The organism is Streptomyces sp. NBC_00568 (assembly GCF_026341855.1).
In the GTDB taxonomy this organism is placed as follows: domain Bacteria; phylum Actinomycetota; class Actinomycetes; order Streptomycetales; family Streptomycetaceae; genus Streptomyces.
This window is the reverse complement of sequence record NZ_JAPENW010000001.1, coordinates 1423783-1448684: the sequence shown is the minus strand read 5'-3', so window position 1 is coordinate 1448684 and position 24902 is coordinate 1423783. Positions and strand designations below refer to the sequence as shown.

Annotated in this window: 19 protein-coding genes and 1 pseudogene; 10 read left to right on the top strand and 10 right to left on the bottom strand. The window is 71.7% G+C overall.

The genetic code is table 11. From position 1 onward, the window contains the following. Positions 1–139: 139 nt before the first annotated feature. From OOK38_RS06030 to glgX, 5 genes are all read right to left on the bottom strand, one after another. Positions 140–1897 (bottom strand): ABC transporter ATP-binding protein, encoded by a 1758-nt coding sequence (locus tag OOK38_RS06030; RefSeq protein ID WP_266762956.1) that lies wholly within the window; start codon positions 1895–1897, stop codon positions 140–142. Further along, complete coding sequence (locus tag OOK38_RS06025) at positions 1894–3762, bottom strand: ABC transporter ATP-binding protein (RefSeq protein WP_266762958.1); 1869 nt, start codon at positions 3760–3762, stop codon at positions 1894–1896. Before OOK38_RS06025 ends, OOK38_RS06030 begins: the two co-directional genes overlap by 4 nt. Before the next feature lie 59 nt (positions 3763–3821). After that, the gene (locus OOK38_RS06020; protein ID WP_266762960.1) at positions 3822–5762 is read right to left on the bottom strand and encodes an ABC transporter ATP-binding protein; all 1941 of its coding nucleotides are present in this window, start codon (positions 5760–5762) and stop codon (positions 3822–3824) included. Then, positions 5759–7696, bottom strand: a complete 1938-nt coding sequence (locus OOK38_RS06015; protein WP_266762962.1) for an ABC transporter ATP-binding protein — start codon at positions 7694–7696, stop codon at positions 5759–5761. Before OOK38_RS06015 ends, OOK38_RS06020 begins: the two co-directional genes overlap by 4 nt. 140 nt (positions 7697–7836) lie before the next feature. Beyond that, positions 7837–10158, bottom strand: coding sequence for a glycogen debranching protein GlgX (gene glgX / locus OOK38_RS06010; RefSeq protein WP_266762964.1), 2322 nt, complete (start codon positions 10156–10158; stop codon positions 7837–7839). A 151-nt stretch (positions 10159–10309) separates the two neighbouring features. On the opposite strand from glgX, the gene OOK38_RS06005 reads away from it, so the two are divergent. The 7 genes from OOK38_RS06005 (at position 10310) to OOK38_RS05975 (ending at position 17763) form a co-directional block, all read left to right on the top strand. Beyond that, the gene (locus OOK38_RS06005; RefSeq protein WP_266762966.1) at positions 10310–11539 is read left to right on the top strand and encodes an Ig-like domain-containing protein; all 1230 of its coding nucleotides are present in this window, start codon (positions 10310–10312) and stop codon (positions 11537–11539) included. 179 nt (positions 11540–11718) lie between these two features. Next, positions 11719–12969 (top strand): Ig-like domain-containing protein, encoded by a 1251-nt coding sequence (locus OOK38_RS06000; protein ID WP_266762968.1) that lies wholly within the window; start codon positions 11719–11721, stop codon positions 12967–12969. An 89-nt stretch (positions 12970–13058) separates the two neighbouring features. Next, positions 13059–13826: an enoyl-CoA hydratase/isomerase family protein gene (locus OOK38_RS05995; RefSeq protein WP_266762969.1), complete on the top strand. Its 768-nt coding sequence runs from the start codon at positions 13059–13061 to the stop codon at positions 13824–13826. Between the two features lie 361 nt (positions 13827–14187). After that, positions 14188–14691 carry an ATP-binding protein gene (locus tag OOK38_RS05990; RefSeq protein ID WP_266762971.1) on the top strand — a complete coding sequence of 168 codons (504 nt, stop codon included), beginning with the start codon at positions 14188–14190 and terminating at the stop codon, positions 14689–14691. A gap of 341 nt (positions 14692–15032) precedes the next feature. Further along, entirely contained in the window at positions 15033–15872 is an 840-nt protein-coding gene (locus OOK38_RS05985; RefSeq protein WP_266762973.1) for a polysaccharide deacetylase family protein, read from the top strand. Beyond that, positions 15872–17068, top strand: a complete 1197-nt coding sequence (locus OOK38_RS05980) for a YncE family protein (RefSeq protein ID WP_266848181.1) — start codon at positions 15872–15874, stop codon at positions 17066–17068. The genes OOK38_RS05985 and OOK38_RS05980 overlap by 1 nt, the downstream gene beginning before the upstream one ends. A gap of 89 nt (positions 17069–17157) precedes the next feature. After that, a complete protein-coding gene (locus OOK38_RS05975; RefSeq protein ID WP_266762977.1) occupies positions 17158–17763 on the top strand; it encodes an ADP-ribosyltransferase in 606 nt (201 codons plus the stop codon). Between the two features lie 40 nt (positions 17764–17803). Here the strand turns inward: OOK38_RS05975 and OOK38_RS05970 are convergent, their stop codons facing one another. Continuing rightward, positions 17804–18439: a GNAT family N-acetyltransferase gene (locus OOK38_RS05970; RefSeq protein WP_266762979.1), complete on the bottom strand. Its 636-nt coding sequence runs from the start codon at positions 18437–18439 to the stop codon at positions 17804–17806. Between the two features lie 54 nt (positions 18440–18493). Between OOK38_RS05970 and OOK38_RS05965 the strand changes: the two genes are divergently transcribed. The 3 genes and pseudogenes from OOK38_RS05965 to OOK38_RS05955 form a co-directional block, all read left to right on the top strand. Then, positions 18494–19408: a MerR family transcriptional regulator gene (locus OOK38_RS05965; protein ID WP_266762981.1), complete on the top strand. Its 915-nt coding sequence runs from the start codon at positions 18494–18496 to the stop codon at positions 19406–19408. Between the two features lie 60 nt (positions 19409–19468). Beyond that, a complete protein-coding gene (locus OOK38_RS05960; RefSeq protein WP_266762983.1) occupies positions 19469–19681 on the top strand; it encodes an EF-hand domain-containing protein in 213 nt (70 codons plus the stop codon). 198 nt (positions 19682–19879) lie between these two features. Further along, positions 19880–20563: pseudogene (locus OOK38_RS05955) on the top strand (NADPH-dependent F420 reductase); the annotation flags it as partial. A 55-nt stretch (positions 20564–20618) separates the two neighbouring features. Here the strand turns inward: OOK38_RS05955 and OOK38_RS05950 are convergent. The 4 genes from OOK38_RS05950 to OOK38_RS05935 all read right to left on the bottom strand — a co-directional run bounded on the left by OOK38_RS05950 (position 20619) and on the right by OOK38_RS05935 (position 24783). Next, positions 20619–21161 (bottom strand): MOSC domain-containing protein, encoded by a 543-nt coding sequence (locus OOK38_RS05950; RefSeq protein ID WP_266762985.1) that lies wholly within the window; start codon positions 21159–21161, stop codon positions 20619–20621. Positions 21162–21273: 112 nt separating this feature from the next. After that, positions 21274–22446 carry a N(5)-(carboxyethyl)ornithine synthase gene (locus OOK38_RS05945; RefSeq protein WP_266762987.1) on the bottom strand — a complete coding sequence of 391 codons (1173 nt, stop codon included), beginning with the start codon at positions 22444–22446 and terminating at the stop codon, positions 21274–21276. Between the two features lie 214 nt (positions 22447–22660). Continuing rightward, on the bottom strand, positions 22661–23218 hold the full coding sequence (locus OOK38_RS05940; protein ID WP_266762989.1) for a glycoside hydrolase family 25 protein: 558 nt from the start codon (positions 23216–23218) through the stop codon (positions 22661–22663). A gap of 197 nt (positions 23219–23415) precedes the next feature. Further along, on the bottom strand, positions 23416–24783 hold the full coding sequence (locus tag OOK38_RS05935) for an L-serine ammonia-lyase (RefSeq protein WP_266762991.1): 1368 nt from the start codon (positions 24781–24783) through the stop codon (positions 23416–23418). Between the last annotated feature and the right edge of the window lie 119 nt (positions 24784–24902).

Here is a 24902-nt window from a genome sequence, read left to right as displayed (position 1 = left end):
TAAAGCACCCCTGAGGTGCGGAAGTTGATCGGCTGGCCGGAGGAGCGCCACTGCTTGCGAGGCTAGCCGGGGACCCGGTTCACGGGAATCGGGGACAAGCCCTAGGGGGCACCGGGCAAACGGGGGCGGCGTCCCCCGTTCAGCCGTCGGCGGGCCGTCGCTCCCCGTGCCACGAGCGCCACAGCGCCGCGTAGGCGCCGTCGGCCGCCACCAGGTCCTCGTGCGTGCCCAGTTCGGTCAGACGGCCGTCCTCCATCACCGCCACCCGGTCGGCGTCGTGCGCGGTGTGCAGCCGGTGGGCGATGGCGATGACGGTGCGGCCTTCGAGGACGGCGGCAAGGGCGCGCTCCGTGTGCCGGGCGGTCGTCGGGTCGAGGAGCGCCGTGGCCTCGTCGAGGATCAGGGTGTGCGGGTCCGCCAGCACCACCCGGGCCAGCGCCAGTTGCTGGGCGCGTGAGCCGTCGACGGGGAGGGCCTCGGGACCCAGCTCGGTGTCCAGCCCGTCCGGGAGCTCCGCCGCCCAGTCGTCGGCGCCGACCGCCGCGAGCGCGGCCCGCAACTCGGCGTCCTCGGCGGCGGGTTCGGCGATGAGCAGGTTGTCGCGGACGGTGCCGAGGAACACATGGTGCTCCTGGGTGACGAGGACGACCTGCCGGCGCAGCTGTTCGGGGTCGAGGTCGACGACCGGCACCCCTCCGACCGTCACCGTCCCGCTGCCCGGAGCGTCGACCCCCGCCAGCAGTCTGCTCAGGGTGGTCTTCCCGGCGCCGGAGGGCCCCACGACGGCCAGTCGCTCCCCGGGCCGCACCGTCAGGTCGACCCCGCGCAGCACCTCACCGCCGCGGTCGTACGCGTACCGGACGCCAGTGACGTCGATGCGGTCGTCCTCCGGCGCGGGCGAACCGGCCGGGACGGCGCGCGGTGCGCGGGCCAGGCCCTCCACGCGGGCGAACGAGGCTCCGCTGCTCTGCAGTTGCTCGACCTGGTTCAGGATCTGGTCGAGCGGCTCGGCGAGCCGGTGCAGATAGAGCGTCGCGGCGACCACCGTGCCGAGGCTCAGCGTGCCCCGGGCGTGCAGCGCGCCGCCCACCAGGAGCACGGTGACCACCGGGACGATGTACGAGATGTCCACGGCCGGGAAGAACACACTGCGCAGGAACAGGGTCCGCATCCGGCTCACCCGGGAGACCTCCAGCGCGTCCCGGCTCGCCCCGATCCGGCGCCCGCCCAGCCCGAACGCCTCCACCGTGCGGGCGCCGGACGCGGTGGCCGCGAGGATCTCGGCGACCTCCGAAGTGGCGGCGCCCTCGGCGAGATAGGCCGTGCGCGCCCGGCGCAGATACCAGCGCAGCGCGAACCCGATACCGGCCAGGCCCAGCACCCCGCAGCCGCCGAGCATCGGATCGATGGCGAAGACGGCGACGAGGACGAACAGGGCCTGCGCGCCGGAGATCATCAGCTGGGGGCCCGCGTCGCGCAGCATGTTGCCCACCACGGTGACGTCCGCGGTGCCGCGCGCCGTCAGATCGCCGGTGCCCGCCCGCTCCACGATCGACGCGGGCAGCGTCAGCGTCCGCTCCACGAACTCCTCCCGCACCCGCGCGAGCGTCCGCTCCCCGAACCGGTGCCCCACGTAGCGGGCCCAGCGTGCCAGCAGCAGCTGGGCCACCGCGGACACGAGGATGACGAGCGCGGGCCCGTCCACCGCCTCCACCCCGGCGCCGCTCCGTACGTCGTCGATCATCCGGCCGAGCAGCCAGGGGCCGACCAGACCGGCCGCGGCGGCCAGCGCGTTGAGACCGAGCACGGCGGCGAACACCCGCCCGTCCGCCCGGATCAGCCGTACGGCCGCCCGCCGCACCTCGGCCCGCCCGGCGACCGGCAGACGGCCGCTCACGACATGACCTCCTCGTCCGCGTCCGCCGCCGGGCCCGCGCCGCCCGCCGGACCGGCGTCGGCCGCCGGGCCCGCGTCGGCCGTCGTTCCGGCGTCCGCCACCGGACGGGTGTCCGTCTCCATGCCTGTCTCCGCGTCCGGGTCCGCCGCCGGGCCCGCGTCGGTGTCCGGCTCCATGTCACGGGCCACCAGGGCCCGGTAACCCGGTTCCGTTCTGAGGAGTTCGCGGTGGGTGCCCATCGCCGCGGTCTTGCCGTCGACCAGGAAGCAGACGGTGTCCGCGCGGTCCAGCACGAGCGGCGACGTGCTGGTCACGACGGTCGTACGGCCCGAGCGCGCGGCGCGCAGCCGGGTCGCGACGGCCGCCTCGGTGTGGGCGTCGAGCGCGGAGGTCGGTTCGAGGGCGAGCAGCACCTCCGGGTCGGCGAGCAGCGCGCGCACGAGCCGCACCCGCTGCCGCTGCCCGCCGGACAGGCTGCGGCCCTGCGCGTCGACGGGCGAGTCGAGACCGCCCGGCAGGCCGAGGACGATGTCGTCGGCGGCGGCCGTGCGCACGGCCCGGGCCAGGGTCTCCTCATCAGGGTCCCGGCGTCCTCGGACAAGCTCGCGCAGGGTGCCCGCGAACAGGTCGGCCTCGTTGTCGGCGACCAGGATCCGTTCGCGGACCTGGGGCAGGGCGACCTCGTCCAGGCGTACGCCGCCCCAGGTCACGTCCGACGCGGCGTACCGGCCGAGACGGTCGACCACGGCCTCGGACTCCGCGGGGCGGGCCCCGGCCAGCGCGGTCAGCTTCCCCGGGACCACCCGGACCCCGGACTCCGGATCGTGCAGCACGGCCGGGAACCCCGGGCCGTCCAGCGCCTTTGACGGTCCGGTGACGGGCTCCAGCGACAGGAACCGTACGACGCGCCGGGCCGCGACCACGGCCCGGGAGAGTTCGTAGGCGCAGTCGATGAAGAAGTACACCGGCAGGACGAGGACCGCGACATAGCCGTACACGGAGACCAACTCGCCGATGGTGATGGCTCCTTGGGCGGCCAGCCGGGCCGCGATCCAGGTCACCACGGCCAGGAAGAGGGTCGGCAGTCCCATGCCCAGCGACTGGATCCAGCTGGTGACCGCGCCGACGCGGTACCCCTGTTCCCGCAGCTCCTGCGAGTCGCGGCGGAACGCGTCCGCGAACAGCCCCTTGCCGCCGAGCCCGTTCAGGACGCGCAGGCCGGCCGCGAGATCGCCGATCCGGGCCGTCAGCACGGCCTGCCGTTCGCGGTACCCCGTCTCGGTCCCCTGGAGCCGGCCCATCAGCGGCCCGACGAGAACGGCGATCAGCGGCACCCCGAGCAGGATCACCAGGGACAGCGTCACCGAGACCGGCAGCAGCAGCGCGGCGACCACGGCGTAGGTGACGACCGCGGCCAGACCGGGCCCGACGACGGTCAGCGACGTGCTGATCGTCTGCACGTCACCGACGCCGACCGTGACGACCTCCCCGGCCCCGATCTGCCGCGAGAGCGCCGCGCCGAGCCGGGCCGCGTGCTCGACCACGACCTTGACCGTACGGAAGTTGGCGTCCATCCGGACCTTGGTCATCGTGCGGTGCCGTACGACGCCGAGCCAGGCGTTGAACACGCCCGCACCCAGCACGGCGGCCGTCCAGCCGGCCAGCGCCGTCCCGTCGCCCGGCTCCAGACCGTCGTCGATCGCCCGGGACAGCAGATACGGCGTCAGCGCCGTGAGCCCCATCCACACGGTGGCGACCACCGCGCCCGTCAGTGAGCGGCCCGCCTGCCGGGTGACCAGCCACCACAGGAACCGCCAGCCGCCCCGGCGGTCCGGTGTTCCCGGATCCGCGTACGCGTCGATCATCCGTCCCCTTCGCCTGCCGGACCGCCGTTCAGCCGGACCGCCGTTCAGCCGGTCCGCCGTCATACGAGGCTGTCGCGCCATGCCCGGTGCAGGTCCGCGAACCGCCCGGTGCCCGCGATGAGTTCGGCGGGCGTTCCGTCCTCGACGATCCGCCCGTGCTCCATCACCAGCACCCGGTCGGCGATCTCCACCGTCGACAGCCGGTGCGCGATGACCACCGCCGTACGGCCCCGCAGCACCGTCGACATCGCGCGCTGCACGGCCCGTTCACCCGGGATGTCCAGCGAACTGGTCGCCTCGTCGAGGATCAGGACGGCCGGGTCGGCCAGCAACGCCCGTGCGAAGGCGACCAGTTGGCGCTGACCGGCGGAGATCCGGCCGCCGCGCTTGCGGACGTCCGTGTCGTAGCCGTCGGGCAGGGCGTTGATGAAGTCGTGCGCGCCGATCGCCTTCGCGGCCTGCTCGATCTCCTCGCGGGACGCCTCGGGACGGCCGATCGCGATGTTCTCGGCGACCGTGCCCGAGAACAGGAAGGCCTCCTGGGTCACCATCACCACCCCGCGCCGCAGCTCGGGCACCGACAGCTCGCGCAGATCGACGCCGTCGAGCAGGACCCGTCCGTCGGAGGGGTCGTAGAACCGGGCGAGGAGCTTGGCCAGCGTCGACTTGCCGGCGCCGGTCGAGCCGACCACGGCCACCGTCTGTCCGGCGGGCAGCGTGAGCGAGAAGGCCGGCAGGACCTCCCCGCCGGTGCGGTACGTGAAGCGGACCTCGTCGAAGACGACCTCGCGGCCGGGGTGTTCGGAGGCGAGCGCCGGCAGTCGCCGCGGCACGGAAGGCTCCGGCACGGACGGCGTCTGGGCCAGCAGACCGGCGATCTTCTCCAGCGAGGCCGCCGCGGACTGGTAGGAGTTCAGGAACATGCCGAGACGGTCGATCGGGTCGTACAGCCGGCGCAGATAGAGGACCGCCGCCGCGAGCACTCCGAGCGCCAGCGAACCCGACGCCACCCGGTAGGAGCCCCACAGCACCATGCCCGCGACCGCCGTGTTGGCGACGAGACGGGAGCCGACGACATAGCGGGCCATCTCCAGCAGGGCGTCGCCGTTCGTCTTCTCGTGCCGCCGGTTGAGCACCCGGAAGTCCGCTTCGTTGGCGGCCTCCCGGCGGAACGCGCGCACCGGCCGGATGCCGTTCATCGTCTCCGCGAACTTCACGATCACCGCGGCGATCGTCGTCGAGCGGACGGCGAAGATCCGGCCCGCCCGGTGCTGGTAGCGGCGGATGAGCAGATACAGCGGCACGAAGGACACCACCGCGACCGCGCCCATGCTGGCGTCGAGCCAGAGCAGCATCGCCGAGATGTAGACGAAGGACAGGATGACCGTGACGAGTTCCTGGAGGCCCTCGCTGAGCAGTTCGCGCAGCGACTCGACGTCCGTCGTGGACCGGGAGATCAGCCGGCCCGAGGTGTAGCGCTCGTGGAAGTCGATGCTGAGCGCCTGGGCGTGCCGGAAGATCCGGCCGCGCAGGTCGAGCAGCACGTCCTGGTTGACCCGGGCCGAGGCGGTGATGAACGCGTACTGAAGACCGCCCGAGGCCGCCGAGCACAGCAGATAGGCGACACCGACGGCGATCAGCGGCCCGTGGTCGTCCTGCCGGAACGCGGGCACGGCGCGGTCGATGGCGTACGCCACCAGCAGCGGACCCACCTGCACCGCGGCCTGCTGGAGCAGCAGCAGGACGGTGGTCACGGCCACCCGGGTCCTGAGCGGGGCGAGCAGCGAGCGCAGCAGTGCCGCGGTCGCGCCCGGGGGAGTGGGGAGGGCGTCGCGGTCGAAGGGGTCCTGGTGCGGCTCGGGTTCCCCGGCCGCCCGGTCCTTCCCCCGCCCTCCGCCCGGTTCTTCCTCCGGGCGCTCGTCCTGTCTCCCGGTCGATCCCCCGTACGGTTCCTCGTTCGGGTCCTTGCCCGGCGCGGTGGTCGTGGGCGCCGCCGTCATCGGCCGTCCTCCTCTGCACCCGACATCAGATGGGCGTACTCGGCGTGCGTGCGCAGCAGTTCGTGGTGGGTGCCGACCGCCGCGACACGGCCGCCGGAGAGCAGGGCCACACGGTCGGCCAGCAGGACGGTGGACGGGCGGTGCGCCACGATCAGCGCGGTCGTCTCCGCCAGCACCCGGCGCAGGGCGGCTTCGACCGCCGCCTCGGTGTGCACGTCCAGCGCCGACAGCGGGTCGTCGAGCACCAGGAAGCGGGGCCGGCCGACCACCGCGCGGGCCAGCGCGAGCCGCTGCCGCTGGCCGCCGGAGAGGCTGAGACCCTGCTCGCCGACCTGCGTCGCCGTGCCCTGGGGCAGCGCGTGCGCGAAGTCGGCCTGCGCGACGGCGAGGGCACGGTCCAGCTCCGCCCGGCCGGCGGTGTCCGCCGCGCCCATGAGGACGTTCTCGCCGACGGTGGCCGAGAAGAGGGTGGGCTCCTCGAAGGCGACGGCGACGAGCTCACGCAGCTCCTCGCGCGGCATCCCGGTGATGTCCCGGCCGTCCAGGGTGATCCGGCCGGACGTCACCTCGTGCAGGCGGGGGACGAGCGCGGTGAGCGTGGTCTTGCCGGTGCCGGTGGCGCCGACCAGGGCCATGCTCTCGCCGGGGCGGATGTGCAGATCGATGTGGACCAGGACGGGCGGCGTGTCCGCGGGGGCGTCGGGGTAGCGGAACTCGACGCCGTGGAACCGCAGTCCGCCGTCGGCCTCCGGTGCACCGCCACCCGCCGCGGACGCCGGTCCGGCCAGGGGCGCGCCGGCGGCGGCCGTCACGGGGACCGGCTCGCGATCCGTTGTGGCGGTGGTGGCCGGTGACGGTTCCTGGGCGGGTGCGGACGTGACGGCCGGTGCCGGTGACGGTTCCCGGGAGGGGGCCGGGACGACGGCCGACTCCGGGGCCGCGTCCATGACCTCGAAGTACCGCTCCGTGGCCGTCGCCGCCTCCTGGCTCATCGCGAGGAGGAAGCCGATGGAGTCCACGGGCCAGCGCAGGGCGAGCGCGGTCGACAGGAACGCGACCAGCGTGCCGGCGGAGAGGTGGCCGTCGGCGACCTGGACCGTGCCGAGGACGAGGGCGGCGCCGATGGCGAATTCGGGCAGCGTGACGATGACGGCCCAGATGGAGGCGAGCAGCCGGGCCTTGACGAGCTCTGTGCCGCGCAGCGTCCGGGACAGGTCGCGGAAGGCGCGTGCCTGGCTGCGATGGCGTCCGAACCCCTTGATGATCCGGATGCCGAGCACGCTCTCCTCGACCACCGTCGTGAGGTCACCGACCTGGTCCTGCGCCCGCCGTGCCACGTCCGAGTAGCGCCGCTCGAAGAGCCAGCAGACGATCATGACGGGGATGGCGGGGGCGAGCAGCACCAGCCCGAGGGTCCATTCCTGGGCCAGCATGATGGCGATGCCCGCGGAGATCGTCACGGCGTTCACCAGCAGGAAGGTCAGCGGGAACGCCAGGAACATGCGGACCAGCATCAGATCGGTGGTTCCCCGGGACAGCAGCTGGCCCGAGGCCCAGCGGTCGTGGAAGGCGACCGGCAGGCGTTGCAGATGCCGGTACAGATCGGCCCGCATCGCCGCCTCGACCCCGGCCAGCGGCCGTGCCACCAGCCACCGGCGCAGCCCGAACAGCCCGGCCTCGGCGATGCCGAGCAGCAGCAGGTACAGCGCCCCGAGCCATACGCCCGCCGGATCGTGCCCGGCGACCGGACCGTCCACCATCCACTTCAGGATCAGCGGGAACACCAGCGCCATGCAGGACGCGACCACCGCGACGAACGCCGCGCCGAACAGCCGCGCCCGCACCGGCCGTACATACGGCCACAGGCGCAGCAGGCTGCGTACGGTCGAACGGTCGGGGTGGTCCTGGGCGGCTGCATCTGGTGATGTGGGCATCAGGGGCGAGCCTACGTTTCACCACTGACAGTGCCCACCGAGTTTTCGGCGCACCTGCATCCTTCGAGGGCCCGCGACCGGCCCGCGCCCGGCACCCGGCCGGGCGTTCGAGGGATCCGCCCGGACCGCCCGGACCGCCCTCAGCAGACCTTCAGCAGCAGCACGGACCGCGGCGGCACCGTGATCGACGTCCCCGCCCGGTGCACGACCCCGGGTGCCTCGGACTGTTCCTCCCGCGAGGTGTCCACGACCACCTCGTAGCGGGCGGCCCAGGGAGCGCCCGGCAGGTCGAAGGAGGCCGGCCGGTCCCCGGCGTGCAGCACGGCGAGGAAGCTGTCGTCGACGACCGGTGTGCCCCGCGCGTCCCGGCCGGGGATGTCGCGGCCGGACAGATACATGCCGAGGGTCGCGGCGGGCGCGTACCAGTCCCGTTCCGTCATCTCGGTGCCCCGCGCGGTGAACCAGGCCAGGTCCCGCAGTCCGTCGGCCGAATGGGCCCGTCCGGAGAAGAACGCCCGGCGGCGCAGCACGGGATGCTCGTGCCGCAGCGCGATCAGGCGCGACGTCAGCTCGAACAGCGCCCGCCAGCCCGGGTCGTCCATCAGCGACCAGTCGACCCAGCTGATCTCGTTGTCCTGGCAGTAGGCGTTGTTGTTGCCCCGCTGGGTCCGCCCGAACTCGTCCCCGGCGACCAGCATCGGCACCCCGGTCGACAGCAGCAGCGTCGTCAGCAGATTCCTCAACTGGCGCCGCCGCAGAGCCTGTACGCGCTCGTCCTCGCTCTCGCCCTCCGTCCCGCCGTTCCACGCCCGGTTGTCGTCGGTGCCGTCCCGGTTGCCCTCGCCGTTCGCCTCGTTGTGCTTGCGCTCGTAGGACACGAGGTCCCGCAGGGTGAAGCCGTCGTGCGCGGTCACGAAGTTGACGGAGGCGTACGGGCGCCGTCCGCCCCAGGCGTACAGGTCGCTCGACCCGGACAGGCGGTAGCCCAGGTCCCGTACGTCGGGCAGCGCACCGCGCCAGAAGTCCCGGACGGCGTTGCGGTAGCGGTCGTTCCACTCGGTCCACAGGGGCGGGAACGCACCCACCTGGTAGCCGCCGGAGCCGACGTCCCACGGCTCGGCGATCAGCTTGACCCGGCGCAGAACGGGATCCTGGGCGATGACGGCGAGGAACGGCGACAGCATGTCGACGTCGTGCATGGACCGGGCGAGCGCGGCCGCCAGGTCGAAGCGGAAGCCGTCGACGCCCATCTCGGTGACCCAGTAGCGCAGCGAGTCCGTGATCAGCCGCAGCACCTGCGGCTGCACGACGTGCAGGGTGTTGCCGCACCCCGTGTAGTCCGCGTAGCGGCGGGCGTCGGACTGGAGCCGGTAGTACCCCCGGTTGTCGATGCCGCGCAGCGACAGCATCGGGCCCAGCTCGCCCGCCTCCGCGGTGTGGTTGTAGACCACGTCGAGGATGACCTCGATCCCGGCCGCGTGCAGCGCGCGCACCATCCGTTTGAACTCGCCGACCTGCTGGCCGGTCGTGCCGGAGGCGGCGTAGCCGGCGTGCGGGGCGAAGTAGCCGATCGAGTTGTAGCCCCAGTAGTTCTTCAGGCCCCGGCGCAGCAGATGGTCCTCGTGGGCGAACTGGTGCACCGGCAGCAGCTCCACCGCCGTCACCCCGAGGTTCACCAGGTGCTCGACCGCGGCCGGGTGCGCCAGCCCCGCGTACGTGCCGCGCAGGTCCTCGGGGATCCCGGGGTGCAGACGGGTGAATCCCCGGACGTGCAGTTCGTAGATCACCGAGTCCGCCCACGGGGTCTTGGGGCGGTGGTCGTCCGACCAGTCGTCGTCGTCCTGGACGACGACGCCCTTGGGGACGAAGGGCGCCGAGTCGCGGTCGTCGCGCACGGTGTCGGCGACCTGCTGCTGGGGCCAGTCCCGGACGTGTCCGTACACCTCCGGCGGCAGGGTGAAGTCGCCGTCCACGGCACGGGCGTACGGGTCGAGGAGCAGCTTCGCCGGGTTCCAGCGGGCGCCGGTCCACGGGTCCCAGCGGCCGTGCACCCGGAAGCCGTAGCGGCGGCCGGGGAGCACTCCGGGGACGAAGCCGTGCCAGATCTCGTGGGTGAGTTCGGTGAGCGGGACGCGCGTCTCGGCGCCTGTCTCGTCGAAGAGGCACAGGTCGACGGCCTCCGCGCCGCCCGCCCACAGTGCGAAGTTGGTGCCCGTGGTGCCGTCGGGCCCGACCCGGAAGCGTGCTCCGAGCGGAGTCGGGGCACCCGGCCACGCGGAGACGGGGGGCGCCGCCGGGCGCCGTGCGCCGTTCAGCGCGGGAGCGGCCGGCTGCGCCGCCGGCTCTGTTGCCGGCGGTGCGGCGGCGGACTGCCCCACCGGGTCCGCGGCGGTCTGCGCGGGCAGCCCGCCGCCCGCGGCGCGTCCCTCGTGGACCGCCTCCTGCTCGGGTGCGCTCGACACCGGTCAGCCTCCCACGGCTCGTGGAACGACAGGAAAAAGGGTGCACGGCGTCCCGGCCGCAGCTCCTTGTCGCGTCGTCCTCCCCACTGTTCTGCCCAGAGCGTGGCTCGCACTCACGTTTCCCCGGAGGGGCGGCGTCGTTGGGTCCCTTGTGAAGCACGTACAGACGCGCGCGCGGCGCGCAGGGGCCGCGCTGGCCGCCGTACTGACCTGGGCCGGCCTGCTGGCCGGAGCCTCCGGCTGTACCTCCGACGGGATCTCGAAAGGGATCGGTGAGGCGTTCGGCAAACCACGGTCGCCCGAGGACGTCATCCACGTCTCGCCCGACGACAAGACCAAGGGCGTACGCCCGCAGGAGACGATGCGCGTACGGGTGCCCAGCGGGCGCCTGGAGTCCGTGAAGGTCGTCAAGTCCCAGGACGCGCAGGAGTCCCCGGTGCCGGGGCACATCACCGCCGACGGGCTGACGTGGAAGCCGGACGACGCGCGGCTCGCGCTGGCCGCCAAGTACACGGTCGACGCGGTGGCCCTGGACGGGCAGGGGCGGCGCTCGGCACGGCACACCACGTTCACCACGGCCGTCCCCGACGAGCGGTTCATCGGATACGTCACGCCGGAGAACCGGTCCACCGTCGGCACCGGCATGATCGTCTCCCTCGAGTTCAACCGCGAGATCGAGAACCGGGCCGCCGTCGAGCGCGCCATCCACGTCCGGGCCCGGCCGGCGGTCGCGATCCGCGCGCACTGGTTCGGCAACGGCCGCGTCGACTTCCGTCCCGAGGCGTACTGGAAGCCGGGCACGAAGGTCACCGTGGCGCTGCGGCTGCGCGACGTCGAAGCGGCACCGGGCGTGTACGGACTCCAGTCCAAGACCTTCTCCTTCACGGTCGGCCGCAGCCAGCATTCCCTCGTCGACGCCCGCGCGCACACCATGGAGGTACGCCGTGACGGCAACCTCCTCGCCACGGTGCCGATCACGGCCGGGGCGCCCAAGACGACGACGTACAACGGGAAGATGGTCGTCACGGAGATGCTCGAGGTGACCCGGATGAACAGCCGCACGGTCGGTTTCGGCGGCGAGTACAACATCCCGGACGTGCCGCACGCGATGCGCCTGACCGACTCCGGGACCTTCCTGCACGGCAACTACTGGGCGCCGGACGCCTTCGGCAACACCAATGTGAGCCACGGCTGCGTGGGTCTGCGGGACGTGAAGGGCGGCAGCTCGGCCACCCCGGCCGGCTGGTTCTTCGACCGCAGCCTCATCGGGGACGTCATCGAGGTCGTCCACAGCAAGGACAAGAAGGTCGCCGCCGACAACGGACTCGGCGGCTGGAACATGGGCTGGAAAGCATGGAAAGCGGGTGGGGCGGTGAAGTAACCCGATATACGGGTATGCGCACTATGGACTCCAGTCGCGCCCCGTACGGCCGAAGTTGGGACTGAACGGTGACCTTCCCGGGGATCCATCGCTCCAGGTCGTGTGATTAATTAGCGCGATACGCGCGTGGGACGCGCTGGAGTGCGGGCCTGATCAGGCCGTGCGAGGGGAGAACGACTTTGAACGGGCGACCGATATCGGGGGCGTCGGTTGGCGCGCGGACACACAAGAGCAAGGGAATTCTGGCACTGCTGCTGGGAGTTCTGCTGCTCGCCGTGACCGCCTGCGGCGGGGGAGGGAGTTCGGACCAGGAGTCCGGCTCGGGTGACGGCAAGGGCAAGGGTTCCAGCGCCACGGCGGACACCAAGTCCTCGCAGGCCGTGGTGACCATCGCTCCGAAGGACGGCGCCGCCGACGTGAAGACCAGCGGTGCCCTCAAGGTCACCGCCGCCAAGGGCAAATTGACCGAGGTCGAGGTCAAGGACACCAAGGGCAACGCGGTCGAGGGCAGCATCACGGACGGGGGCGCCACCTGGACGCCCTCCACCCACCTCGCGGCGGCCACCAAGTACAAGGTGCACGCGGTGGCCAAGGACTCCGGCGGTCGTGAGGCCGCCGAGGAGTCCGCGTTCACCACGCTGACCCCGAAGAACACCTTCGTCGGCATCTACACGCCCGAGGACGGTTCCAAGGTCGGTGTCGGGATGCCGTTCTCGATCCACTTCACCCGGGGCATCACGCACCCCGAGGACGTCGAGAAGGCCATCACCTTCAAGACCGAGCCGGCCGTCGACGTCCAGGGGCACTGGTTCGGCAACGACCGCCTCGACTTCCGCCCCGAGGAGTACTGGGCGGCCGGCACGAAGGTCACCGTCTCCTTCAACCTCGACGGCGTCGAGGGCCGTCCGGGCGTCTACGGCAAGCAGGCCAGGACGGTGAAGTTCACGATCGGCCGCAGCCAGGTCAGCACCGTCGACGCCAAGAAGCACAAGATGGTCGTCAAGCGTGACGGCAAGGTCCTCAAGACCATCCCGATCACCACGGGCAAGCCGGGCTACGACACCTGGAACGGCCAGATGGTCATCAGCGAGCGCCTCAAGGTGACCCGCATGAACGGCGAGACGGTCGGCTACGGCGGCGAGTACGACATCAAGGACGTGCCGCACGCCCAGCGCCTGACCAACTCGGGCACGTTCATCCACGGCAACTACTGGGGTGGCGGCGCCTTCGGCAACTACAACGCCAGCCACGGCTGCATCGGCCTGCGCGATGTGCGCGGCGGCTACGACGGCAAGGTGCCGTCGGCCTGGTTCTTCGACAACTCGATGATCGGCGACGTGGTGGTCGTCAAGAACTCCAACGACAAGACGGTCGCCCCGGACAACGGCTTCAACGGCTGGAACATGTCCTGGTCGGACTGGACCAAGTAACCGGTCTTCGCGAGGGTCCTCGGCGGGCCGGGTGTGCTGTGACTCAGCACACCCGGCCCGTTGGCGTTAACGGCCACTAACCTGCTCCCATGACTGTGCATCTCGAAGTGGCCGAAGGCGTGGGAACCATCCGCCTGGACCGCCCTCCCATGAACGCCCTGGACGTCGCGACGCAGGACCGGCTCAAGGAGCTCGCCGAGGAGGCCACGGCCCGGCCGGACGTCCGCGCCGTGGTGCTGTACGGCGGGGAGAAGGTGTTCGCGGCAGGCGCGGACATCAAGGAGATGCAGGCCATGGACCACGCGGCGATGGTCGTGCGGTCCCGGGCCCTGCAGGAGTCCTTCACCGCCGTCGCCCGCATCCCCAAGCCGGTCGTCGCCGCCGTCACCGGATACGCGCTCGGCGGAGGCTGCGAACTGGCCCTCTGCGCCGACTTCCGCATCGCCGCGGACAACGCCAAGCTGGGCCAGCCGGAGATCCTGCTCGGCCTGATCCCCGGAGCGGGCGGCACCCAGCGGCTGTCCCGGCTGGTCGGCCCCTCCAAGGCCAAGGACCTCATCTTCACCGGCCGTATGGTCAAGGCCGACGAGGCCCTCACGCTCGGCCTGGTCGACCGGGTCGTCCCCGCCGCCGAGGTGTACACCGCCGCGCACGCCTGGGCCGCCCGGCTCGCGCAGGGCCCGGCGATCGCGCTGCGCGCCGCGAAGGAATCGATCGACGCGGGCCTGGAGACGGACATCGAGACCGGACTGACCATCGAGCGGAACTGGTTCGCGGGCCTGTTCGCGACGGAGGACCGGGAGCGGGGCATGCGGAGCTTCGTGGAGGAGGGGCCCGGCAAGGCGAAGTTCCTCTGACCCCTCCGCCGCGCCGGTGAGGGACACGGCCTCCCGGCGCCCCCGGGCCGGCGGACGGCTGCCGATCCGGCGGACGTCCCCCCGTCATTTCCGCTGATCCACTTGCAGTTGACGCGATGTCTTACCCGGCGTCCCCCGATGGGACGGTTTATGCCAGCCTTAAGGCAGCCTTAAGCGCACCTTGTCGGGGGGCGGTGGCGATTGCCCTGGACCGACCTGTTCCGGCAGGTCGGAAGGGCTCTCGCCGACTCCGAACTGCCTCCGGCATATGCCGATCGGATGGTGCGGAATGTCGTGTTCCGGGGGGCGTATTCCTCCGGAACGGCCCCGAAGCGGGCTCTTGGCGGCCATGATGGGGGGCATGGCGGGGCTGGAGGGTATCGAACAGCCGCGGCGGCACGGAAGTGCGACCGCGGCGCGCTGGACGCCTGCGGTCGAGGATGAACGGGCGCTCAAGGCACTGGAGTTGTTCGGCAATCCCGCCGAGGGAGAGGTGCCGTTGCCGTCCCGCCCGGAGTCGGCGGCCACCGCGCGGCGGCTCACCCAGGTCGTGGTGCTGCGGAACTGGGGCCTGTCCCCGAAGATGACGGAGGACGTGGTCTTACTCGTCTCCGAACTCGTCGGCAACGCCGTACGTCATACCGGCGCCCGCGTCTTCGGACTCCGTATGCGCCGCCGCCGCGGCTGGATCCGTATCGAGGTCCGTGACCCCTCCCGCGGCCTTCCCTGTCTCATGCCGGTCCAGGAGATGGACCTGAGCGGCCGGGGTCTCTTCCTCGTCGACAAGCTCTCCGACCGCTGGGGAGTCGACCTGCTGCCCCGCGGCAAGACCACCTGGTTCGAGATGCGCGTCGCCGACCGCTGAACCCTCTCGCCGACCCGCTGAACCCTCTCACCGACCGCTGAACTCTCTCGCCGTACACGGAAACCCCGGCCGCGTGGCAGCCGGGGCTTCTGGGGTGTCGCGGAACGAATTGGGGTGTGAACCGCGCCACCGGCGACAACCAGGGCCCGGGTCAATGGGTGGAGGTCGCATCGTCGACTATCGCAGACCCGGCCGACTGATCCAAAAGCGGGGGATCTTGCTCCCCTCGCGGGCCCCGCCCGGACTCGCGCGCCCCGCGCCTGAGGTCACAGAGCGACCCGCACCACCACCCAGCCGGACCAATCGCCGGTTTTCCGGCCGATTCACCCTTAAATGGTCCGGTGACCACGCCCGCCGAAGACCACGCAGCCCCCGCCCCGCCCCGGCGCGCGGCCCTGCTCACGGGACTCGCGCTCACCGCAGGAACGCTCACCGCCGGAGTCACCGCAGGCTGCTCCGCTCCTCGAGCCACCCACCCCCGCCCCCTCACCCCACCCCCGGCCGCACCCAGCGCACCCTCGGCCGCCGCGACCGGCGGAGCCCCCGCACTCGCCCCCGCCCCGCGCCACTACCCCGACCGGCCCGCCGACATCACCCACGGCTCCCGCACCCGGCCGTCCAGAGTGGCCCTCACCTTCCACGGTCAGGGCGACCCCGCCGTCGCCAACTCGCTGCTCGGCGAGGCCGAGAAGGCCGGCGCCCGGGTCACCGTCCTCGCCGTCGGCACCTGGCTGGACGAGCACCCGGGCCTCGCCCGCCGCATCCTCGACGGCGGCCACGACCTCGGCAATCACACCCTCCGCCATCTCGACATCAACGCCATGTCACGGACGGACGCGGCGGCGGAGATCCAGGGCTGCGCGGACCGCCTCAAGCGGCTCACCGGCTCGATCGGCACCTGGTTCCGGCCGTCCCGCAGCCCCCGGGCCTCCCCGCTGGTCGCGCGCCTCGCCCGCGAAGCGGGCTACCCGCACACGCTCTCCTACGACGTCGACTCCCTCGACTACACCTCGCCGGGAGCCACCGCCGTCACCCGCAACGTCCTGGCCGGAGTCGGCCCGGGCTCCATCGTGAGCCTGCACTTCGGCTACGCCGACACGGTCGCCGCCCTCCCCGCCCTCCTGCACGAACTCGACCGCCGCGGCCTGCGCGCGGTCACCACCACGGAGCTGCTGAGCTGATGCTGACGCCACCCTCCCCCCTGCACCGCGTCCTGACCGCCGGCGCCGCCCTCACCACGCTCGTCGTCCTCGCGGGCTGCGGCGGCCCCTCCCGGGACCATGCCGACGAAGCCCTCGGCAGCAAGGCCGCCGTGCAGCCCGCACCGGCGAAGAAGAAGACGGTCCAGGGCCTGCCCGGCATGCCCCCGTTGCTGGACCCGACGGACGTCTACGCCGCCGACCGGCCGAACCGGCTCTCCCCGGTGGTCAAGGACTTCCCGTCCCGCGTCTACGTGCCCAACACCAACTCCAACACGGTCTCGGTGATCGACCCGAAGACGTACCGGGTCATCGAGACGATCCCGGTCGGCGCCCAGCCCCAACACGTCGTCCCCTCCTGGGACATGAAGACCCTGTGGGTCAACAACGACAAGGGCAACACCCTCACGCCCATCGACCCGAAGACCGGCAAGGCGGGCAAGCCGGTCGACGTGCACGACCCGTACAACCTCTACTTCACGCCCAACGGCAAGTACGCCGTCGTGATGGCCTCCCTCGACCGCGAACTGGTCTTCCGCGACGCGCACACCATGAAGCGCGTCAAGACGGAACCGGTGAGCTGCTACGGCGTCAACCACGCCGACTTCTCCCCGGACGGCCGCTACTTCATCGTGTCCTGCGAGTTCAGCGGCGAACTCCTCAAGGTGGACACCGAGCGGATGAAGGTGATCGGCCAGCAGAAGCTGCCGTACCACGGAGCGATGCCGCAGGACGTGAAGATCTCCCCGGACGGCAAGAAGTTCTACATCGCCGACATGATGGCCGACGGCGTGTGGGTGCTGGACGGCGACAAGTTCACCAGGCCGACCCTGCTGCACACGGGCAAGGGCTGCCACGGCCTGTACGTCAGCCGGGACTCGCGCGAGATGTACATCTCCAACCGCGGCGAAGGCACCATCTCCATCTTCGACTTCACCGAGGACCGTCTCACCAAGAAGTGGCGCCTGCCCGCCGGCGGCAGCCCCGACATGGGCGGCGTCTCGGCGGACGGCAAGGTCCTGTGGCTCTCCGGCCGCTACAACGCGGAGGTGTACGCCATCGACACCCGCACCGGCGTCCAGCTCGCCCGTATCCCCGTCGGCAGCGGCCCCCACGGCCTCGCCGTGTACCCCCAGCCCGGCCGCTACTCGCTGGGCCACACCGGCATCTTCCGCTAGGACGGAGCCTGTTGAATGCCACGGCTGACACGCCGTCGTACGGGTGATGGTCCATGGCCCGTCGCCGCGGAACCGCGATCGTGCTCCCCATGATCACAACTCGCCCGCGGCGGCGGGCCGCTGCCGTCGCCCTGTCCCTCGCGGCCGCTCTCGCGACGACCGCCGCGACGCCCGCCGCTCCGGCCGCTCCCGCCGCCGGGGCGGCCGCGCCCGTCTGCCCCCAGTTCGCCGACCCGCTCAAGGCCGCCGCAGACCGTCGCGTGGACGTCGACCGCATCACGCCGCAACCGGTCTGGCGCAAGACCTGCGGCACCCTGTACCGCGCCGACACCCGCGGCCCGGCGACCGTCTTCGAGCAGGGCTTCTACCCGAAGGACGTCGTCGCCGGGCAGTACGACATCGAGAACCACGTCCTGGCCGACCAGCCCTCGCCGTACGTGTCGACGACGTACGACCACGACCTCTACAAGACCTCGGGCACGTCCGGCTTCCACTACTACATCGACGCTCCCGGCGGTGTGGACGTCGACAAGACCATCGGCGACACGCACCGCCGGGCCGGCCAGGCCGAGGTCGCGTTCCCCGGCGGAATCGCGCGCCAGTACGTCATCGGCGTCTGTCCGGTCGACACCAGGACCAGGACCGAGGTCATGAGCGAGTGCGTGAGCAACCCGAACTACGAGCCCTGGCACTGACGGTCCGGCACGGGCACGGAGCCGTCGGCACGTGCCGAGGTCAGTACGCGCTGAGCAGCGCCTCCGCTCCGACGGGACGGTAACCGGCCGACTGGAACGCCCGCAGACTGCGGGCGTTCCCCGGCGCCACCTGCGCCCAGACCGGCTCGTCGGCGAGGTGGAGCGCCGCCGACGCGAGCGCCCGGCCCAGCCCCCGGTGCCGTACGTCCTCGTCCACCTCGACCGCGATCTCCAGGCGGTCCCCGATCCCGCGCCCGAGGACGAGGACCCCGCCGTCCGCGGCCCACGCCCGCACGCCGTCGCGCCGCTTGCGGGACCCGGCGACCCGGGGATGACCGGGGTCCGCGAGCTCCGTGAGCGCGAGGGCCGGCGGACCGGGGAGCGGAGTGCCGACGGACAGCAGGTCGATCGTGTCGTTCGACCGCCCCGTCCGTTCCATGAACGCGGCGAGGAACCGGGGATTCATGGTCGCGGCGAGCGGGTCGCACGGGACGGCCTCCAGCGCCGCGCGCACCCACCCCTCGTCCTCGTCGGTGAAGACGACGGAGTGCGCGGTGAAGGCGAGGACCCCGGCGTCGCGGGGCGAGTGCTGGGGTACGACGGTGGTGGCGCCGTCGGGCGGAGGGAAGACGCCACGGGCCGCCGCGTCCAGAAAGTCGCGCAGAGTGCCGGGCATGACCGTCCCCCACCGCTTGAGTCTCCACCGACTGGAAGGCCCAGACTCGCAGACATGATCGAAGACGGCACCGGCCTTTTCACCATCGGGCGCCTGGCCCGCAGCACCGGCCTGTCCGTCCGCACCATCCGCTACTGGTCGGACGAGGGCGCGCTGCCCCCGGTGGCCCGGTCCGCGGGCGGCTACCGCCTGTACGACGCCGGGTCCGTGGCCCGCCTGGAGCTGATCCGCACCCTGCGCGAGCTCGGACTGGGGCTCGACGACGTGCGCAGGGTGCTGGCGGGCGAGACGACGGTGGCGGAGGTGGCGGCCGCGCACGTGGCCGCGCTGGACGCGCAGATCAGGTCGCTGAAGGTGACCCGGGCGGTGCTGTCGACCGTGGCGCGACGCGGCTCGACCGCGGAGGAGATGACACTCATGAACAAGCTGGCGCGGCTCTCGGCCGCCGAACGCGGGCGCATCATCGACGACTTCATGGAGGAGACCTTCGGAGGCCTGGACACCGCGGACCCCGACATCCGTACCCGGATGCGCTTCAGCATCGGCGATCTGCCGGACGACCCGGCCCCCGAGCAGGTGGACGCCTGGGTGGAGCTGGCCGAGCTGATCCAGGACCGGGGCTTCCGCGCCCGGATGCGCGAGATGATCGAGTTCAACGCGGCGGACCGGGGGCCGGACGTGGCACCGGGCACGTCCCTGTGGTTCATGAGCCGGCTGGTGCAGCTGGCGGGCGAGGCGCTGGAGCGGGGCGTCGACCCCGCGTCGCCGGAGGCGGACACGGTGCTGAGCGGGCTTCTCGGCGACGCCGACCGGGCCGCCGTGCTGGCGCGCATGGAGTCCGCGGCGCACGCCGAGATGGCTCGCTTCCGGGAGCTGAGCGCGCTGGTCCGCGGCATGGACCCGCTCTCGGCGCACCGCGAGGAGTTCGCCTGGGTGGTCGCCGCACTGCGCGCTCGCACGGACCGTTAATGTGACCTCCGTACACAAGGCAGCAACGCACGCAGTGATGCACGACGAAGGGGCGGATCGGTGGCCGACATCGAGGAAGCACGCAAGCAGTTCGAGCGGATCGATACGGACGGTGACGGGTTCATCACCGCAGCCGAGTTCAAGTCCGCTCTCGCCCAGGGCGGCGACTGGAACGTCACCGATTCGGTGGCGGAGGCCGTCATCGCCAGCCGCGACCTCAACGGCGACAAGCTCCTCTCGTTCGACGAGTTCTGGGCCCACCTGAACAAGTGACGTCTGCCGAAGGGGCGTCCACCGGTCTTCCGGCGGGCGCCCCTTCGGCGTGCCGGAACCCGTCGGCGGGCCCGGAGGCCCGGCGGTCCGGGCCCGGTGTCCGTGGTCCGGCGATTCCGGTGACGGTCACCCGGATGCGGCACGTCCCGGAATAGCGCGTCCGCCCCCGGGGTTGGTGATGCCCATCAGGAGCATCAACCCCGGAAGGGTCTGTCTCTCATGAAGATCGGCATCATCGGCGCGGGCAACATCGGCGGCAACCTCACCCGGCGGCTCACCGCCGTCGGTCACGACGTCTCCGTCGCCAACTCCCGCGGCCCCCAGACGCTCACCGAGCTCGCCGAAGAGACCGGGGCGACCCCCGTCACGGTCGAGGAGGCGGCACGGGGCGCCGACGTCGTGATCGTCACGATCCCGCTCAAGGCCGTGCCGAACCTGCCGGACGGCATCCTGGACGGAGCCGCCGAGGGCGCCGCCGTCATCGACACCGGCAACTACTACCCCCAGCAGCGGGACGGCAGGATCGGCGGGATCGAGGACGACGGCCTCACCGAGAGCCGCTGGACCGCCCGGCAGATCGGCCACACGGTGGTCAAGGCCTTCAACGGCACCTACGCCCAGGACATCCTGGACCGCGCCCGTCCGGCCGGTGCCCCCGACCGCATGGCCCTCCCGGTGGCCGGCGACGACGAGGCGGCGAAGCGGCGCGTGCGCGACCTGATCGACGAGATCGGCTTCGACACCGTCGACGCCGGCGGCCTGGACGACTCCTGGCGCCAGCAGCCCGGCACCCCCGTCTACGGTCTCCAGGAAGGCGTCGACGCGGTGACGAAGGCGCTGGCGGAGGCGTCCCCGGAGCGCACGCCGGACTTCCGCGGATAGCCGCTGCGGCCGTACGGCTGCCGACCCCGTACACAGGCCGGCAGCCGTGGGGAGGTCAGACGATCTCCAGGGGCCGGTGCGGCCCGTCCGGAAGTTCCACCGCCACGCCATCGCCGGGCCGCACCACTCCGCCGACGAGGACGACACTCATGATCCCGGACCTGAACCGGGCCTTCCCGTCCTCGCCCCGTCCGACGACCTGCTTCAGGAGCCCCTTCTCGAAGGTGTCGATCTGGGCGCAGGGGTTCCGCAGCCCGGTCACCTCGACGACGGCCGCCGCCCCGAGGTGCAGCCGCGTCCCCGTGGGCAGCCCCAGCAGGTCTATCCCCCGGGTGGTGACGTTCTCCCCGAGCTGACCCGCCGCGACCTCGAAACCGGCCTCCCGCACCTCGGCGAACAGCTCCTCGTGGATGAGGTGCACCTGCCGCAGGTTCACCTGGGTCGGGTCCTTCTCCATCCGGAAGCGGTGCTTGACCGTCGTCCCGGCGTGCACGTCACCCTCCACGCCGAGTCCGGCGAGCAGGGTGACGCTCTCCCGGTTCGGCTTGGTGAACGAGTACGTCCCGCTGCTGCTGACCGCCGTGACCGTCCCACCCATGTGATCGCTCCCCGTTCGCCCGGCGGCTGGTCGCGCCGGTGACCAGCGGAATCGTAGAGCCTGTCCCCGGGGCCTGTCTCAGGGGCGGGGACGCGGGCGCTCCCGATGGTCCCTAGGCCGCTGAGACCGGCTGGGCCGCCGGGATCTCGGGAGCGTGGGGGTAGGCGGCCGACCGGTGCTGGAAGGAGAGGATCTTCGGGTTCTGGACGACCCCGTCGCGGATCTCGATGGCCTTGGCGACCGTGACGTCGGCGTCCCATGCCGCGGGGCCGCTCATGACCTTGCGCAGGTAGGGAAGGAGCGCCTCGCTGATCTCCCAGGTGGCGGAGTTCCACAGGTGGGACGGGCTGTGATCCACCGCGTAGTAGTGGCAGCCCGAGCCCACCATGGGCATGGGGTCGCCGAAGGTGGTCGGGCGGGCCCACGCGAAGCCCATGCCCTCGTCGCAGGCGACGTCGATGAAGAAGGTCCCCGGCCGGAACAGGGCGAGTTCCTCGTCGGTGACGAACATGAGCGGCGCGTCGGTGTCCTGCAGGACGCAGTTGACGATGATGTCGAACCCGGCCAGGTACTCCGCCAGCGGCACGGAACCGGCCGAGGTGACCGCCTGCAGGCGCGACGGATCGTCCTCCTGCTCCTGGAAGTGCGCCATCACGACCGAGGGCATCGGCGAGGCCACCGCCGCGGCGGCGCGCTGGGTGAGCACCGTGACGTCGGAGACGCCCATGGCGCCCAGACCCGTGACCGCTCCACGCGCCGTGGCGCCGAAGCTGATGACCGCCGCGCGCAGGCGGCGTCCGTAGCTGCCGGTCAGCCCGCCGAGCTGCAGGGCGTGCAGCACCGAGCAGTAGCCCGCGAGCTCATTGTTCTTGTGGAACACATGGACGCTGAAGGCGCCCGTGGAGGTCCAGTGGTTCATGGCTTCCCAGGCGATCAGGGTCAGCCGCCGGTCGATGCCGATCTGCGTCATCTTCTCGTCCTGCACGCAGTGCGGCCATCCCCACAGCACCTGACCCTCGCGCAGCTCGGCGATGTCGTCGTGCATGGGCTTGGGCAGCAGCATGATGTCGCACTCGGCGACGAGCTGCTCGCGGGTGCGCAGGCCGGCCACGAGTGGTCTCAGCGCGTCGTCGGCCACGCCGAACCGTTGGCCGTAGCCGTGTTCGAGGAAGATCTTCTCGCGGACGTCCGGGGCTATCCGGTCGAGGTGGCGAGGGTGCAGGGGCAGGCGGAACTCGTTCTCCTTGCGGGAGGAGGCGAGTACTCCGAGACTCATCAGACTCATGTGGGGCGGCTCATCTCTGGCCGGACGCGATGTGCTCCGGCCTTGCCGTTCCCCGAGGGCGACGCCGAAATGGATGACGGCGTGCGAGGTGCGCTCGGTACGGCCCACCGTACTCCGGTCCCGGCCGCGGATCGCCCGGCGTCCGTCCGGGCCCGACGGGTCCGGACGGACGCCGGGACCGGGGCGCTCCCGCGGCCTCCGGCGTCGACGACCTCTAGGCGCTGCCGGCCCACGCGCGCAGCGCCGCCTTGCTCGTGAAGTCCGCGACGTCCTTGTCCACCGGCTCGTCGGTGTACTGGTGGAATCGCCACTTCGCCCTGACCCGGGGTTCGCCCGCGGTGACGTAGTCGGCGATCCAGAGGCCGTCGCCGGCGTACGCGGTGGTGTCGATGTTCAGCCAGAAGTTGCGGTTGGCGTAGAGCAGCACGCGGTGGTCCGGGCGGAGCTCCTTCACCTTGCGGATGAAGCGGTCCTTCTCCGCGTTGCTCGCGTGGGTTCCGTCGCCCGTGGTCTCCCAGTCGACGGCGAGCAGGTCGCCCGCCTTCTCGGGGGCCTTGCTCAGGAAGTACGCGGCCTGGGCGGTGATGTTGCCCGGCCACAGGAAGTGGTAGAAGCCCACCACACAGCCCGCGTCGCGGGCCGTCTTCACCTGCGCGGTGAGCTTCGGATTGACGTACGAGCGGCCTTCCGTCGCCTTGACGAAGACGAAGGAGAGGCCGGCGGTGCTGTACGCGGACGACTGGTAGGCGCTGACGTCGATGCCTCGCAGCATGGATGGAGCCTCCGTGCGTGGGGGACGGCCGTGCGGGGTGATGGCCGGTGTCCGTGGGGGAACAACCACCTTTCAACTTCCCGCACTTCGCCCGCTCCACCCTCGCACGGGTGTCCGGCGCGCACGCCCCGCTCCTCCCGGGGCCGGGCCGCCGAGGAGGCGGCCGGCACCCTGTGGGCCGGGTCAGGGCCTGTTCGTCAGCACTCGATGATGTTGACCGCGAGCCCGCCCCGGGCCGTCTCCTTGTACTTCACGCTCATGTCGGCGCCGGTCTCCTTCATGGTCTTGATGACCTTGTCGAGGGAGACCATGTGGGAGCCGTCGCCGCGCATGGACATCCTGGCCGCCGTGACGGCCTTCACCGCGGCCATGCCGTTGCGCTCGATGCAGGGGATCTGGACCAGGCCGCCGACCGGGTCGCAGGTCAGGCCGAGGTTGTGCTCCATGCCGATCTCGGCGGCGTTCTCGACCTGCTCGGGGCTTCCGCCGAGGACCTCGGCGAGCGCGCCGGCCGCCATCGAGCAGGCCGAGCCGACCTCGCCCTGACAGCCGACCTCGGCGCCCGAGATGGAGGCGTTCTCCTTGAACAGCATGCCGATGGCCCCGGCCGCGAGCAGGAACCGTACGACACCCTCCTCGTCGGCGCCCGGCACGAAGTTGATGTAGTAGTGCAGGACCGCCGGGATGATGCCCGCCGCGCCGTTGGTGGGGGCGGTGACCACGCGTCCGCCGGCCGCGTTCTCCTCGTTGACCGCCATCGCGTAGAGGGTGATCCACTCCATCGCGTGGGCCAGCGGGTCGCCCTCGGCGCGCAGCTGGCGGGCCGAGTGGGCGGCGCGGCGGCGGACCCTGAGGCCGCCCGGCAGGATGCCCTCGCGGGCCATGCCACGCGAGACGCACGCCTGCATCACGCGCCAGATGCCGAGGAGGCCCTCGCGGATCTCGTCCTCGGTGCGCCAGGCCCGCTCGTTCTCCAGCATCAGGGCGGAGATCGACAGGCCGGTCTCCTTCGTGAGCCGCAGCAGCTCGTCGCCCGTGCGGAACGGGTACTTCAGGACCGTGTCGTCGAGCTTGATGCGGTCCTCGCCGACCGCGTCCTCGTCGACCACGAAGCCGCCGCCGACCGAGTAGTACGTCTTCTCCAGGACGAGCTCGCCCGAGGCGTCGTACGCGAAGATCGTCATGCCGTTCGCGTGGTACGGCAGGGTCTTGCGGCGGTGCAGGATCAGGTCGTCGTCGAAGGAGAAGTCGATCTCGTGCTCGCCGAGCAGGTTGATCCGCCCCGAGGACTTGATCCGCTCGACGCGCTCGTCGGCGCCCTCCACGTCCACCGTCCGGGGCGAGGCGCCCTCCAGACCGAGCAGCACCGCCTTGGGGGTGCCGTGGCCGTGGCCGGTCGCGCCCAGGGAGCCGTACAGCTCGGCGCGTATCGCCGTGACCGGGGCCAGCAGTTCTTCGTTGCGCAGCCGCCGGGCGAACATGCGCGCGGCGCGCATCGGGCCCACCGTGTGGGAGCTGGACGGGCCGATGCCGATCGAGAACAGGTCGAAGACCGAGATGGCCACGGGAACTCCTTGCTGGTTTCGCCGGACGCCGTTGTCCGACGGAGGTGGTGCGGGACTGCATGGAACGGGGCACCGCGCGCTGCTTCCAGTGTGCGCGGTGCCCCGGACGTCCGTACGAA

Bases quoted from the DNA above. Each gene is read 5' to 3' on its own strand.
- OOK38_RS06025 (WP_266762958.1), bottom strand. From the start codon at position 3,762: ATGATCGACGCGTACGCGGATCCGGGAACACCGGACCGCCGGGGCGGC.
- OOK38_RS06020 (WP_266762960.1), bottom strand. From the start codon at position 5,762: ATGACGGCGGCGCCCACGACCACCGCGCCGGGCAAGGACCCGAACGAG.
- OOK38_RS06015 (WP_266762962.1), bottom strand. From the start codon at position 7,696: ATGCCCACATCACCAGATGCAGCCGCCCAGGACCACCCCGACCGTTCG.
- OOK38_RS05995 (WP_266762969.1), top strand. From the start codon at position 13,059: ATGACTGTGCATCTCGAAGTGGCCGAAGGCGTGGGAACCATCCGCCTG.
- OOK38_RS05990 (WP_266762971.1), top strand. From the start codon at position 14,188: ATGGCGGGGCTGGAGGGTATCGAACAGCCGCGGCGGCACGGAAGTGCG.
- OOK38_RS05980 (WP_266848181.1), top strand. From the start codon at position 15,872: ATGCTGACGCCACCCTCCCCCCTGCACCGCGTCCTGACCGCCGGCGCC.
- OOK38_RS05975 (WP_266762977.1), top strand. From the start codon at position 17,158: ATGATCACAACTCGCCCGCGGCGGCGGGCCGCTGCCGTCGCCCTGTCC.
- OOK38_RS05970 (WP_266762979.1), bottom strand. From the start codon at position 18,439: ATGCCCGGCACTCTGCGCGACTTTCTGGACGCGGCGGCCCGTGGCGTC.
- OOK38_RS05965 (WP_266762981.1), top strand. From the start codon at position 18,494: ATGATCGAAGACGGCACCGGCCTTTTCACCATCGGGCGCCTGGCCCGC.
- OOK38_RS05950 (WP_266762985.1), bottom strand. From the start codon at position 21,161: ATGGGTGGGACGGTCACGGCGGTCAGCAGCAGCGGGACGTACTCGTTC.
- OOK38_RS05945 (WP_266762987.1), bottom strand. From the start codon at position 22,446: ATGAGTCTGATGAGTCTCGGAGTACTCGCCTCCTCCCGCAAGGAGAAC.
- OOK38_RS05940 (WP_266762989.1), bottom strand. From the start codon at position 23,218: ATGCTGCGAGGCATCGACGTCAGCGCCTACCAGTCGTCCGCGTACAGC.